General features: G+C 39.6%; 12 protein-coding genes. 8 read left to right on the top strand and 4 right to left on the bottom strand.

Features of this window, described 5'->3' with window-relative positions:
- Positions 1-20: 20 nt before the first annotated feature.
- From TZ90_RS07635 to TZ90_RS07625, 3 genes are read right to left on the bottom strand one after another with little or no spacing between them, the layout of a single operon-like run.
- The gene (locus TZ90_RS07635) at positions 21-1,679 is read right to left on the bottom strand and encodes an ABC transporter permease (protein ID WP_045612359.1); all 1,659 of its coding nucleotides are present in this window, start codon (positions 1,677-1,679) and stop codon (positions 21-23) included.
- Positions 1,669-2,760 (bottom strand): ABC transporter ATP-binding protein, encoded by a 1,092-nt coding sequence (locus tag TZ90_RS07630; protein WP_045612357.1) that lies wholly within the window; start codon positions 2,758-2,760, stop codon positions 1,669-1,671. The genes TZ90_RS07635 and TZ90_RS07630 overlap by 11 nt, the downstream gene beginning before the upstream one ends.
- Before the next feature lie 12 nt (positions 2,761-2,772).
- Complete coding sequence (locus TZ90_RS07625) at positions 2,773-3,813, bottom strand: ABC transporter substrate-binding protein (protein ID WP_045612356.1); 1,041 nt, start codon at positions 3,811-3,813, stop codon at positions 2,773-2,775.
- A 318-nt stretch (positions 3,814-4,131) separates the two neighbouring features.
- Between TZ90_RS07625 and leuS the strand changes: the two genes are divergently transcribed.
- From leuS to TZ90_RS07600, 5 genes are all read left to right on the top strand, one after another.
- Complete coding sequence (leuS, locus tag TZ90_RS07620; RefSeq protein WP_045612354.1) at positions 4,132-6,633, top strand: leucine--tRNA ligase; 2,502 nt, start codon at positions 4,132-4,134, stop codon at positions 6,631-6,633.
- 92 nt (positions 6,634-6,725) lie between these two features.
- A complete protein-coding gene (locus tag TZ90_RS07615) occupies positions 6,726-7,181 on the top strand; it encodes a MarR family transcriptional regulator (protein WP_045612352.1) in 456 nt (151 codons plus the stop codon).
- 56 nt (positions 7,182-7,237) lie between these two features.
- The gene (locus tag TZ90_RS07610; RefSeq protein WP_045612351.1) at positions 7,238-8,470 is read left to right on the top strand and encodes an acyl-CoA thioesterase/BAAT N-terminal domain-containing protein; all 1,233 of its coding nucleotides are present in this window, start codon (positions 7,238-7,240) and stop codon (positions 8,468-8,470) included.
- 297 nt (positions 8,471-8,767) lie between these two features.
- On the top strand, positions 8,768-9,463 hold the full coding sequence (locus TZ90_RS07605) for a GNAT family N-acetyltransferase (RefSeq protein ID WP_001144927.1): 696 nt from the start codon (positions 8,768-8,770) through the stop codon (positions 9,461-9,463).
- 11 nt (positions 9,464-9,474) lie between these two features.
- The gene (locus TZ90_RS07600; RefSeq protein ID WP_045612349.1) at positions 9,475-9,891 is read left to right on the top strand and encodes a GNAT family N-acetyltransferase; all 417 of its coding nucleotides are present in this window, start codon (positions 9,475-9,477) and stop codon (positions 9,889-9,891) included.
- A 583-nt stretch (positions 9,892-10,474) separates the two neighbouring features.
- On the opposite strand, the gene TZ90_RS07595 is transcribed toward TZ90_RS07600, so the two are convergent.
- Positions 10,475-10,567, bottom strand: a complete 93-nt coding sequence (locus tag TZ90_RS07595; protein ID WP_000970293.1) for a type I toxin-antitoxin system Fst family toxin — start codon at positions 10,565-10,567, stop codon at positions 10,475-10,477.
- Between the two features lie 133 nt (positions 10,568-10,700).
- Here TZ90_RS07595 and ruvB point away from each other — a divergent pair, with 133 nt between their 5' ends.
- The 3 genes from ruvB to TZ90_RS07580 all read left to right on the top strand — a co-directional run bounded on the left by ruvB (position 10,701) and on the right by TZ90_RS07580 (position 13,348).
- A complete protein-coding gene (gene ruvB, locus TZ90_RS07590; RefSeq protein WP_080890755.1) occupies positions 10,701-11,699 on the top strand; it encodes a Holliday junction branch migration DNA helicase RuvB in 999 nt (332 codons plus the stop codon).
- Complete coding sequence (locus TZ90_RS07585) at positions 11,680-12,252, top strand: nucleotidyltransferase family protein (RefSeq protein ID WP_045612346.1); 573 nt, start codon at positions 11,680-11,682, stop codon at positions 12,250-12,252. The genes ruvB and TZ90_RS07585 overlap by 20 nt, the downstream gene beginning before the upstream one ends.
- A 337-nt stretch (positions 12,253-12,589) precedes the next feature.
- Complete coding sequence (locus TZ90_RS07580; protein ID WP_000466719.1) at positions 12,590-13,348, top strand: isoprenyl transferase; 759 nt, start codon at positions 12,590-12,592, stop codon at positions 13,346-13,348.
- The last annotated feature ends 4 nt before the right edge of the window (positions 13,349-13,352 follow it).

The raw sequence follows: 13,352 nt of genomic DNA, 5'->3' as shown, positions 1-13,352 counted from the left end.
GCTGTTTTTGATGGGGAAAACTAAAGTGTAATGCTATTGCTTTTAGAGATTTTCATAAATAAGAGTAATGAACTCACTGTTAGAATAGTCAGGATAGTTGACAAGGCTGCCGCAACACCGTAATTTCCTCTAAGAACCTCTGTATAAATAGCTACAGTCATTGTTCTTGTTTTGACATTGTAGAGGAGGATAGAGGTAGAGAGCTCTGAAATCATTGTGACCCAAGATAGGATAGCTCCAGAAATAATACCAGATAGCATCATTGGAGTTGTAATCTTGGCAAAGGTATTGAGACGGCTACTTCCTAAACTTTCAGCGGCTTCTTCAATACTTGGTGCTATTTGTTGCAAGCTAGCAACAGATGAGCGAATAGTATACGGTAATCTTCTGACAGATAGAGACATAATTAAGATGAAAGCAGTCCCTGTAATCATAAGAAATCCACTTCCAAATAGACCGGTATTGAAAGAAGAAATGAAGGCAATCCCTAGAACGGTTCCTGGTACAATATAAGGTACCATACTGAGGCTGTCAATTAAGTTTGTAAACACATTCCGTTTTCTAACGGCTAGGTAGGAGATAAATGTTGCGAATAGGACAACTAGAACTAAGGCAATCAAAGGGATACGAATAGTATTGAAAATAGCAGATCCCATACGATTGAAAGCTACCTTGTAACTGTTTAGAGAATAGCCTTTGACAAATACCATACCTGATGTTTTTAGGAAAGAAGTATAAATCAAGTAGACTTGAGGTAGAACAGAGAACAAGATAATTCCGTAGACTGTCGCATAAATGGCAGCCATTTTTCCTTTTGTAGTTTTTTTAGGCTCAATTGGATGGAGCGAATTCATACTGAAACTGTAGCGATTTGAAATGTATTTTTGGATAAGGAAAATTGCTAAGGCAATGATAATCGCCATAATTGCTAAAGCAGATGCAAAAGCAGAATTTCCTCCAACCTCGCTAATGAATTGGGTATAAATCAAGACCGGGAAAGTCCGATATCCTTCACCAATCAACATAGGCGTTCCAAAGTCTGAGAATGCTCTCATAAATACAAGTAGGGCAGCTGCTAGTAAGGTTGGAACTAGGAGAGGCAAAACAACCGTTACGATACGCTTAAATCCGAAGGAACCCATGCTTTCAGCAGCTTCAAGTAGAGAATTGTCAATACTTTTCATTGTCCCAGCAACGTATAGAAATACCAGTGGGAATAGTTGCAGTGTAAAGACAAGTACAATTCCTTTGAATCCATAAATATCAATAGCTGGAAGATGAAGAGTATTTGTTATGAATTTTGTGATGACCCCATTTCGTCCCAGCAAGAGAATCCAGGAGTAGGCTCCCACGAAAGGAGCTGACATGGAAGCAATGATAATCAATATTTGTAGAAATTTCTTTCCCTTGAAGTCATACATGGAAAAGAGATAAGCTAATAGGGTTCCTACAACTAAGGAAGTGACAGTAGCGGTAATGGAAACCTTGAAACTGTTGACAAGTGTCTCAGAGTAGTAGGCTTTACTAAAGAAAGTGACAAAATTAGCTAGTGAAAATTGTCCCTCATGTATGAGTGCTTGCTTGAGCACGGTAACGATAGGATAAACCAGAAAGACAAGATAGGTAAGAAAGATGAAGAAAGAGGAGGCTGTCCAAATATTTAGTTTTTTACGTTCCATGGTTGACTCCTTTTATCAGGTTTTGTGAACCATCTGCAGAAAAGACGTTTAATTTTTGAGTATTGATTCGTAGACGAATACGATCGCCTTTTTGTAGATCTTCTTCAAAAGTTGATTCTTCGCTAACTTGAATTTTTGAGGCAAAACCTGTCTCGATGAAGTATTCAGTATTCAGTCCAAGATAGACGCTATCGCTAATAGTTCCTTCAATATCTCCAGATTCATCTTTGATAAACTCTTCAGGACGAATACTTACATGAATAGCTTGTGCCTCAGCCTGATCAAGAGCTGGCATTCGAAGAGCATAGCCATCTGAAAAGACGATATAAGCGCCGTCGCTCCGTTTTTCAAGAGTGGCAGGGATAATATTTGTGCGTCCGATAAAGGTAGCCACAAACTCATTAGCTGGTTTATGATAGAGTTCTTTTGGTCGACCGATTTGTTGGATGACTCCGTCTTTCATAACAGCAATTTGGTCTGAAATAGCCATAGCTTCTTCTTGGTCGTGGGTCACATAAACAGTTGTAATACCCACTTCGTGTTGGATTTCTCGAATAGCTTGACGCATATCCAAGCGAAGTTTGGCATCTAGGTTACTAAGTGGCTCGTCCATGAGGAGAACACTTGGATTAACAGCTAAGGCACGTGCCAAGGCGACACGTTGTTGTTGTCCACCACTAAGTTTATCGGGCTTTCGATCCGCATATTGAGCAATTTGCATGAGTTCAAGATATTTATTGGTCTGTTGTACCAATTCTTCTTTAGGGACTTTCTTTTGCTTGAGACCAAAAGCAACATTGTCTCGAACAGTCAAATGTGGGAAAATAGCGTAGTTTTGGAAAACCATGCCGATATTGCGTTTGCTGGGTTCCATATTATTGATTTTTGTATCATCGAAGTAAAATTCTCCGCCTTCGATACTGTTGAAACCTGCAATCATACGAAGAAGGGTCGTTTTCCCACACCCTGAAGGACCAAGGATGGTAAAGAGACTTCCTTTGGGAACTGTAATATTTAAATTATCAATAACAGGAACATCGTGGTAGATTTTTTTGGCGTTAATAATTTTGATCTCACTCATAGTGAACCTCTTTTACTGTTTAGATTGGATATCTGTAAAAATATCATTGTACTTTTTAAGAATAGCAGATTTGTTTTTAATGACATAATCGGAATCTTCAGTGGCAATATTGATTTCTGTCATAGCCTTCATATTTTTATTGGTTCTAGCATTTTTACGAATGGGTCTGATTGTTGTTTCAGTTCCTAGCTTATCTTGGATTTCTTGAGAAAGGAGGAAATCGATAAATTTCTTGGCATTTTCCATGTGTTTGGCATTTTTGATGATAGCTGCGTTACCAGGTAAAAAGACGGTTCCTTCTTTTGGATAAATGACTTTTACATCAACCCCATCATTTAAGAGTTTTAAGGCAGGGTCTTCATAGGTGAGTCCAACAGCCATTTCCCCATCGGCGACAGCTTTGTAAACATTTGAAGAGCTAGATGCAATTTTTCCATCTACTAGGGTAAATAGATTTTTCACATAGGTCCAAGCTTGTTCATTTTCGTATCCACCTTGGTCTACAAGCATGTTTGTTAATTGAGCAAAAGCGCTAGAAGCATTACTTGGATCAGCAGTTGCGATTTTTCCTTTTAATTTAGGATTGAGTAGATCATTGTAGCCTTCAATTTTAATATCTTTTGTAAGAGCTGAATTGGCAATGATAACACTAACATCAAGTGTATAAGGTGTGTAGAATCCTGTTTTATTTTGATATTCAGGGATTATCTGGTCATTTTCTTGGGAAATATAAGGTTCAAAAAGATTTTCGTTAGAAGAGAAGAGGGCGTAGGAGCCTCCGAAAATGACATCGGCTACTGGGGATTCTTTTTCGGCCTCAGCTTTTTTGAACAATTCACCCGTGCTGGCTTGTACTAAGTCAACCTTAATACCATATTTTTCTTCGAAGGCTGGGACTGTTTCTTCGATAAGGTCTTCAGGGTTAGGCGAGTAGACAACCAAAGTGCTATCTGAATCTTTTTCAGTGCTAGTTTCCGCTTCTGTTGTTGAAGAACATCCTGATAAAGTAAGAAATATCCATCCACAAGAGAGAAAGAATAGTAGTTTTTTCATAAGAATCTCCTTTTTACGAACATTTTCTCTACCTAGATTGTTAATGTTTTTAAATTGTAGAGTTCTACAGGATATAATAAAAACCTTAAAGAAATCTAAAACGGGGAATATGAGTCAAAGGCGTTAGGGGGAAAAAGATGGAAGAGACAAATAATCGATATAAGTTAATTTCAAGTGCTAGCTAATTTTTTATACTGCTAAATAAGCTGGATTTGCGATTCAGTCTTTCTTGGCATACAAGCCCAAAAGAACATTTCTCGTCTTTCAAATTCCCTCAAAAATGGTATAATAGTAACATCACAAAATTGGAGAGAGACCATGAGTTTTTACAATCATAAAGAAATTGAGCCTAAGTGGCAGGGCTACTGGGCAGAACATCATACATTTAAGACAGGAACAGATGCATCAAAACCTAAGTTTTATGCTCTTGATATGTTTCCTTATCCGTCTGGAGCGGGTCTGCACGTAGGACATCCAGAAGGTTATACCGCAACGGATATCCTCAGCCGTTTCAAACGTGCGCAAGGATACAATGTCCTTCACCCAATGGGTTGGGATGCTTTTGGTTTGCCTGCAGAGCAATACGCTATGGATACAGGTAATGACCCAGCAGAATTTACAGCTGAGAACATTGCCAACTTCAAACGCCAAATCAATGCGCTTGGATTTTCTTATGACTGGGATCGTGAAGTCAATACAACAGATCCAAACTACTACAAGTGGACCCAATGGATTTTCACTAAGCTTTACGAAAAAGGCTTGGCCTATGAAGCGGAAGTGCCAGTAAACTGGGTTGAGGAATTGGGAACAGCCATCGCCAACGAAGAGGTTCTTCCTGACGGAACTTCTGAGCGTGGAGGCTATCCAGTTGTCCGCAAGCCAATGCGCCAATGGATGCTCAAAATCACGGCTTACGCAGAGCGCTTGCTCAATGATTTAGATGAACTAGATTGGCCGGAGTCTATCAAGGACATGCAACGCAACTGGATTGGGAAATCAACTGGTGCTAATGTAACTTTTAAAGTTAAGGGAACAGACAAGGAATTCACAGTCTTTACCACTCGTCCGGACACCCTTTTCGGTGCGACTTTCACTGTTTTGGCTCCTGAACATGATTTGGTTGACGCTATCACAAGTCCAGAGCAAGCAGAGGCAGTAGCAGACTATAAACACCAAGCTAGCCTTAAGTCTGACTTGGCTCGTACAGACCTTGCCAAAGAAAAAACTGGTGTTTGGACTGGTGCTTATGCCATCAACCCTGTCAATGGTAAGGAAATTCCAATCTGGATTGCCGACTATGTTCTTGCTAGTTACGGAACAGGTGCCGTTATGGCTGTGCCTGCCCACGATCAACGTGACTGGGAATTTGCCAAACAATTTGACCTTCCAATCGTAGAAGTACTTGAAGGTGGAAATGTAGCAGAAGCTGCCTACACAGAAGATGGCCTTCACGTTAATTCAGACTTCCTAGATGGACTCAACAAAGAAGACGCAATTGCTAAGATTGTGGCTTGGTTGGAAGAAAAAGGCTGTGGTCAAGAGAAGGTGACCTACCGTCTCCGCGACTGGCTCTTTAGCCGTCAACGTTACTGGGGTGAGCCAATTCCTATCATTCATTGGGAAGACGGAACTTCAACAGCTGTTCCTGAAAATGAATTGCCACTTGTCTTGCCAGTAACCAAGGATATCCGTCCTTCAGGTACTGGTGAAAGTCCACTAGCTAATTTGACAGATTGGCTTGAAGTGACTCGTGAAGATGGTGTCAAAGGTCGTCGCGAGACCAACACAATGCCACAATGGGCAGGTTCAAGCTGGTACTACCTCCGCTATATTGACCCGCACAATACTGAGAAATTGGCCGATGAGGAGCTCCTCAAACAATGGTTGCCAGTAGATATCTACGTGGGTGGTGCAGAGCATGCCGTTCTTCACTTGCTTTATGCTCGTTTCTGGCACAAATTCCTCTATGACCTCGGTGTTGTTCCAACTAAGGAACCATTCCAAAAACTCTTTAACCAAGGGATGATTTTGGGAACCAGCTACCGTGACCACCGTGGGGCTCTTGTGGCGACTGACAAGGTTGAAAAACGTGACGGTTCCTTCTTCCATGTAGAAACAGGTGAAGAGTTAGAGCAAGCGCCAGCTAAGATGTCTAAATCGCTCAAGAACGTGGTTAACCCTGACGATGTGGTGGAACAATACGGTGCCGATACCCTTCGTGTTTATGAAATGTTTATGGGACCACTTGATGCTTCGATTGCTTGGTCAGAAGAAGGTCTGGAAGGAAGCCGTAAGTTCCTTGACCGTGTTTACCGCTTGATTACAAGTAAAGAAATAGCTGCGGAAAACAATGGCGCTCTTGACAAAGTTTACAACGAAACTGTTAAAGCTGTCACAGAACAAATCGAATCCCTCAAATTCAACACAGCCATTGCCCAACTTATGGTCTTTGTCAATGCAGCTAACAAGGAAGACAAGCTTTATGCAGACTACGCCAAAGGCTTTATCCAATTGATTGCACCATTTGCGCCTCACTTGGCAGAAGAGCTCTGGCAAACAGTTGCAGCAACAGGTGAGTCAATCTCTTATGTGGCTTGGCCAACTTGGGACGAAAGCAAATTGGTTGAAGACGAAATCGAAATTGTCGTCCAAATCAAAGGTAAAGTCCGTGCCAAACTCATGGTCGCTAAAGACCTATCACGAGAAGAATTGCAAGAGATTGCTCTAGCTGATGAAAAAGTCAAAGCAGAAATTGACGGTAAGGACATCGTAAAAGTAATTGCGGTACCGAATAAATTGGTTAATATTGTTGTGAAATAAGATAAGAATCCTTCAGAGTAGAATCTGGAGGATTTTTTATTTGACAGGAAGTTTCTGTTTTGTTAATATGATTAACAAAGAAAAGAGAGATTATGGATAAAAAAGAATTTATTGCATTTAATAATCGTTTCAATAGATTTATTTTAGCGTTTGACCAGTTAAAAAAAAATCAACATAAAAGTGGTGTTGACAAATCCATTACTTTGAATGAGGTACATTTGATTGTTGTGATTGGGGAAAATCAGCCCTTAAATCTAGTAAAATTATCTGAATTATTAGAAGTTTCAAGAAGTGCAATAACTCAAAGTGTTAGGAGATTGATTCAAAAAAATTTAGTTGTTTTTGATTTTGATCCGAATAATGGGAAAAATAAATATTTGAGATTATCTGAAAAAGGCATCGAAATTTTTAAAATCCATAAGGAGCAACAAGCATATATTGAAAAATCAATCTTTTTAGTTTTAAACAACTATAGCGAGGTGGAACTTAAAACAGTTGTGAAATTGATGGATGATATTGAAAAGGTGTGGGGAGAATTACCGTGGTAAAAGTCACGGTAAATTTCAAATATAATTGTTAAGTGAATTAACAAAAAGGAGAAGATATGACTGTAAACATAGAACTGATTTCACAAACAGATTTAGCGGATGAATCTTTTTATATTGCTATTAATGGTTTAGAACCAAGGGCAATGTATTGTGTAGAAATGTACCTGTCTGATTATTACTGTATAAATGCTCCCTTGCTTTTAGATCATGATGTTATATGGAAATCAACCGCAATTTTTTTATCTGATCAGGACGGTATGATTGATACCTCTCAGACAGCATCTATTTCGGGATCTTATAAAGGAGTTTCAGAAATGGGATTATTCTTTAATGCGAAACCGTTGAAGAATAGGAAAAGGAGATTACCGAGTTCTCTTGATAGAATTCCATTACGAGATTGTTTTGGTGTTGAAATTAAAATCAGGCTGGGGAAAGATGTGGTCGCGAAGCAAAGTTTTGTAAGGCGTTATATGAATCTGGGAATAAGGTATCAAGATATTTATGATAAGCATTTTCAAGGTCGATTATTTTATGATGAAAAATTAAGAAGGGCGCCAGCCGTGATTATTGTTAGCGGTAGTGAGGGAAGAATTGAAAAAGCTCAGAATATTGCCCAACTTTTATCTTCAAGAGGCTATATTTGTCTTGCAATAGCTTATTTTGGTTTAGAGGGATTACCCCAAAATTTAGAACGAATTCCAATAGAATGTCTGGAAGAAGCGAAAGATTTTCTATACCATCATCCTCAAGTTGATAATACAAAAATAGGAATATATGGTCGCTCTAAAGGAGCAGAGCTTGTTCTGGCTGGACAAAGTATTTTGGATGATGTGCAATGTTTAGTACTCAATTCTCCCTCAAATGTAATATTTGAGGGAATAAAGGGAAAACTCAATTCTAATTCATCTTCTTGGACATATTTACAAAAGGAACTTCCTTATCAAAAATTTCAGTTAGGAGATTATTTGTTAAACAAGTTTTTTGGAAAACATATTCCTGAAGATAGTAGGGCTCAGATTGATTTGAGTAAAATTTCCTCCCCTTTATTATTACTAGGAAGCGATGTTGATGAAATATGGAATGCATCATCCGCGATAGATGATATCATTTCACATTATAAAGGGGAATCCATTTTGTTTAAAAAATACCATGAAACAGGGCATATGTTGACGGTTGCTTATCAACCGAATCATCGTTATCGAAAAGATTGGCACTTATTAATGAAAGAAAGTGTAGACTCGTGGTTTACTACGATAAATTTTTTTGATATACATCTGAAAAATTTGTAGACAGTGTTGAACCGTACTATAATAGTCCCAACTAAGATAAAAACACAGTTCTGGTTGGTAGTCCAGTCTACAAAAGCAAACACTAAAACAAGAGAAATTTGAATACAAACAGTAAAAAATAGAGAGAAGCATAAGGGGCATTAACTCACTCGTTCCCATATTTGATTATTCCTCCATAAAGTGGATGGATGATTTTTATAAGAGGAGTTTGCATTATTGAATAGAAAACCAAGTGTTTCCTAAAATTTTCATTGAGATATGTTATACTATATTCAATAAGTGAATAAGGAGAAAGCTATGCCAGTAAATGAATATGGTCAGATGATTGGTGAGTCAATGGAAGGTTATACACCAGGTGAACTGCCTTCTATTGATTTCTTAGAAGGGCGATATGCTCGAATAGAAGCTCTTTCAGTGGAAAAGCATACGGAGGATTTATTAGCTGTTTATGGTCCGGATACTCCTCGGGAGATGTGGACCTACCTTTTTCAGGAACCAGTGGCAGATATGGAGGAGCTGGTTACCCTTTTAAATCAGATGTTAGCTCGTAAGGACCGTTTTTACTATGCAATCATAGACAAGGAAACTGGTAAGGTTTTGGGAACTTTTTCTCTCATGCGTATTGACCAGAATAACCGAGTAATAGAAGTGGGAGCTGTCACTTTTTCTCCAGAGCTCAGGGGGACACGAATAGGGACAGAAGCCCAGTATCTCCTGGCGCGCTATGTTTTCGAGGAGCTTAACTATCGTCGCTATGAGTGGAAATGCGATGCTCTTAACCTGCCATCAAGACGAGCAGCGGAACGTTTGGGCTTTATTTATGAAGGAACCTTCCGTCAGGCAGTGGTTTATAAGGGGCGCACGAGGGATACGGATTGGTTGTCTATAATTGATAAGGATTGGCCCAAAGTAAAATCTCGTTTGGAAACATGGTTGCGTCCTGAAAATTTTGACAAAAATGGACAGCAGTACAAGAGCTTGAGAGAACTCTAAGAGGTGTTGAGATGATTACTATTAAAAAGCAAGAAATTGTCAAGCTAGAGGATGTTTTGCATCTCTATCAGGTTGTCGGTTGGACAAATTATACCCATCAACCAGAGATGCTGGAGCAGGCCTTATCTCATTCATTAGCGATTTATGTGGCACTTGATGGTGATGCTGTGGTGGGCTTGATTCGTTTGGTTGGCGATGGATTCTCATCAGTATTGGTTCAGGATTTAATTGTTTTACCAATCTATCAGCGTCAAGGGATTGGTAGCGCCTTGATGAAAGAGGCTTTAGAGGATTACAAAGATGCCTATCAAGTCCAGCTGGTGACAGACCAGACAGAAAGAACCTTGGGCTTCTATCGTTCTATGGGCTTTGAAATCTTATCCACCTATAATTGTATAGGGATGACTTGGGTGAATCGTAAAAAATAACAAAACTTGTTTTTTTCTTAAGCAAAGTTTAAGGCTGGTCTAGTATCATATAGTCATTAAATAAAGACCTCCTAACTTTATTTAATGAAATCCTAAAACTTTTTTTCATCATAATCTCCTAATGAAGTCACCCAATCAGGTGGCTTTTTTGTGAGGTGAAGTGCTAGTGATAGAAATTTTTTGCATAATAGTAAAATTTGAGAAAAGTTAAGCTAGTTTTAAGCTTTGTCTTGTATCATATAGTTATTAAATAAAGACCTCCTAACTTTATTTAATAAAATCCTAAACTTTTCTTTTTCATAATAATCTCCCTTAACTCCACCCAATCAGGTGGAGTTTTTTGACTCTATTTCAGGCTTTTGGGGACTATTCTAAAAATAGTTTTCCGATAACTTTCGCTTAATCTTGTAAAATTTATTGGACAGATTCTAAAGTTGGAGAAGCTGAATGGATGAGGATATAAACCTTTGACAAAATTTGTGAACTGTAGGATAATGGAGAGGAATTAAGGATTAGTTCTATATCATGGACTAGAAAAGACCCCAAGCTAACTTCCACATTAAGCTTAGGGTCTTTTTTGACACTATCTATCTTCGTTTAGCCATTTATCGACTAAGCGAAGGATGACACCGACCACAATCGGTCCGATGATAGTTTTAAGGATTAGTTCCATCATGAGCTATCTCACCTCCTTTCGTAGGCGGTGTAGTAGTGCCGTATAATATTATTCCACATAAGTGTTAAACTCGGGAGTCACCCAATCGGGTGGCTTTTTTGTTTGTGGCTTGGTTTTTTGATATAATAGAGCCATGAGTAGAATTTTAGATAATGAGATAATGGGGAACGAGGAGTTAGTAGAACGCACGCTCCGTCCTCAGTACTTACGTGAATATATTGGGCAGGACAAGGTCAAGGACCAGCTCCAAATCTTTATCGAAGCTGCCAAAATGCGGGATGAAGCGCTGGATCATGTGCTCTTATTTGGCCCTCCAGGCTTGGGAAAAACGACCATGGCTTTTGTTATTGCCAACGAACTAGGTGTCAATCTCAAGCAGACTTCGGGTCCAGTCATTGAAAAAGCCGGAGATCTGGTAGCGATTTTGAATGACTTAGAGCCTGGGGATGTCCTTTTTATTGATGAGATTCATCGCTTGCCCATGTCGGTGGAAGAGGTGCTTTATAGTGCCATGGAGGATTTCTACATTGATATCATGATTGGTGCTGGTGAAGGCAGTCGCAGTGTTCATTTGGAGTTGCCACCTTTTACCTTGATTGGTGCGACGACTCGGGCTGGTATGCTCTCAAATCCACTACGGGCACGTTTTGGGATTACAGGTCATATGGAGTATTATGCTCATGCTGACTTGACAGAAATTGTCGAGCGGACGGCAGATATTTTTGAGATGGAAATCACCCATGAGGCAGCATCTGAGTTGTCCTTGCGTAGTCGTGGGACCCCTCGTATTGCCAATCGCCTCCTCAAGCGCGTGCGCGATTTTGCCCAGATTATGGGGAATGGGGTTATCGATGATCTTATTACCGATAAGGCTTTGACTATGCTGGATGTTGACCATGAAGGTCTGGACTATGTGGACCAGAAAATCCTTCGCACCATGATTGAGATGTACGGTGGTGGTCCTGTTGGTCTAGGAACTCTTTCTGTTAACATAGCAGAAGAGCGTGAGACAGTTGAAGACATGTATGAGCCCTACTTGATTCAAAAAGGTTTTATCATGCGGACACGTTCTGGACGGGTGGCGACTGCTAAGGCATATGAGCATTTAGGGTATGAATATATTGAAAAATAAGGCTGAAATTTTAGACTCTTTCAGAGAAAATCCGGATATGATGGCTATTTTGACTATCATCCGAAACCTTGGTCTGAAAGATTCTTGGTTGGCAGCAGGTTCTGTCAGAAATTTTATCTGGAATCTCTTGTCAGAGAGACCAGCATTTGATCTTGAAACAGATGTAGATGTGATTTTCTTTGATCCGGATATTTCTTATGAGGAAACCTTGTTCCTAGAGAAAAAGTTGAGAGCGGATTTTCCTCAGTATCAGTGGGAATTGAAAAATCAGGTCTATATGCACCAGCACAGCCCTCATACTGCTCCCTATAGCAGCTCTTGTGATGCTATGAGTAAGTATCCAGAACGATGTACGGCTGTTGGACTGCGCTTGAATGAAAAATCCGTTTTGGAACTCTTTACTCCATACGGTTTGGAGGATATTTTGAATTTTCAAGTTCGTCCAACTCCTCATTTTTTAGAGAATCAAGACCGAATGGTTCTCTATCAAACACGATTATCCAAGAAAAATTGGCAGGAGAAATGGAAAAATTTGATTTTTAAAAATACTTAAGGAAACTTTAAGCTAGGAAGTGTATACTAAGTTCATAAGTTAAGAAGATCTTAACTTAAACTCCTAAAACTTTTTCATAATAATCTCCCTATAAAAAATAGAGTCGCCCAATCAGGCGGCTTATTTTTTTGAAAAATGGGCTTGGTGCCTGAGAATAATACTCAATGAAAATCAAAGAGCAAACTAGGAAGCTAGCCGCAGGCTGTACTTGAGTACGGCAAGGTGAAGCTGACGTGGTTTGAATTTGATTTTCGAAGAGTATAAATAGCTTAGTGATAGAAGAAAATAGGGAAATATGGTATAATGAAACGATAGATTTTTGAATAGGAATAAGATCATGTTTGGATTTTTTAAGAAAGATAAGGCTGTGGAAGTAGAGGTTCCGACACAGGTTCCTGCTCATATCGGCATCATCATGGATGGGAATGGTCGTTGGGCTAAGAAACGTATGCAACCGCGAGTCTTCGGACATAAGGCGGGCATGGAAGCATTGCAAACTGTGACCAAGGCAGCCAACAAACTAGGCGTTAAGGTTATTACGGTCTATGCTTTTTCTACAGAAAACTGGACCCGTCCAGATCAGGAAGTCAAGTTTATCATGAACTTGCCAGTAGAGTTTTATGATAATTATGTCCCGGAATTGCATGCGAATAATGTTAAGATTCAAATGATTGGAGAAACGGACCGCCTGCCTAAGCAAACCTTTGAAGCTCTGACCAAGGCTGAGGAATTAACTAAGAACAACACAGGATTAATTCTTAATTTTGCCCTCAACTATGGTGGACGTGCTGAGATTACACAGGCTCTTAAGTTGATTTCTCAGGATGTTTTAGATGCCAAAATCAACCCAGGTGACATCACAGAGGAATTGATTGGTAATTATCTTTTTACCCAGCATTTGCCTAAGGACTTACGAGACCCAGACTTGATTATCCGTACTAGTGGAGAATTGCGTTTGAGCAATTTCCTTCCATGGCAGGGAGCCTACAGTGAGCTCTATTTTACGGATACCTTGTGGCCTGATTTTGACGAGGCGGCCTTACAGGAAGCCATTCTTGCCTACAATCGTCGTCATCGCCGATTTGGAGGAGTTTAGGAGG

Source organism: Streptococcus mitis, from assembly GCF_000960005.1.
Taxonomy (GTDB): Bacteria; Bacillota; Bacilli; order Lactobacillales; family Streptococcaceae; genus Streptococcus; species Streptococcus mitis_CK.
Note: the sequence above shows the minus strand (reverse complement) of the source record. Positions and strands in the feature narration are given on the sequence as shown.

Bases quoted from the DNA above. Each gene is read 5' to 3' on its own strand.
- TZ90_RS07635 (WP_045612359.1), bottom strand. From the start codon at position 1,679: ATGGAACGTAAAAAACTAAATATTTGGACAGCCTCCTCTTTCTTCATC.
- TZ90_RS07630 (WP_045612357.1), bottom strand. From the start codon at position 2,760: ATGAGTGAGATCAAAATTATTAACGCCAAAAAAATCTACCACGATGTT.
- TZ90_RS07625 (WP_045612356.1), bottom strand. From the start codon at position 3,813: ATGAAAAAACTACTATTCTTTCTCTCTTGTGGATGGATATTTCTTACT.
- leuS (WP_045612354.1), top strand. From the start codon at position 4,132: ATGAGTTTTTACAATCATAAAGAAATTGAGCCTAAGTGGCAGGGCTAC.
- TZ90_RS07615 (WP_045612352.1), top strand. From the start codon at position 6,726: ATGGATAAAAAAGAATTTATTGCATTTAATAATCGTTTCAATAGATTT.
- TZ90_RS07610 (WP_045612351.1), top strand. From the start codon at position 7,238: ATGACTGTAAACATAGAACTGATTTCACAAACAGATTTAGCGGATGAA.
- TZ90_RS07605 (WP_001144927.1), top strand. From the start codon at position 8,768: ATGCCAGTAAATGAATATGGTCAGATGATTGGTGAGTCAATGGAAGGT.
- TZ90_RS07600 (WP_045612349.1), top strand. From the start codon at position 9,475: ATGATTACTATTAAAAAGCAAGAAATTGTCAAGCTAGAGGATGTTTTG.
- TZ90_RS07595 (WP_000970293.1), bottom strand. From the start codon at position 10,567: ATGATGGAACTAATCCTTAAAACTATCATCGGACCGATTGTGGTCGGT.
- ruvB (WP_080890755.1), top strand. From the start codon at position 10,701: ATGAGTAGAATTTTAGATAATGAGATAATGGGGAACGAGGAGTTAGTA.
- TZ90_RS07585 (WP_045612346.1), top strand. From the start codon at position 11,680: ATGAATATATTGAAAAATAAGGCTGAAATTTTAGACTCTTTCAGAGAA.
- TZ90_RS07580 (WP_000466719.1), top strand. From the start codon at position 12,590: ATGTTTGGATTTTTTAAGAAAGATAAGGCTGTGGAAGTAGAGGTTCCG.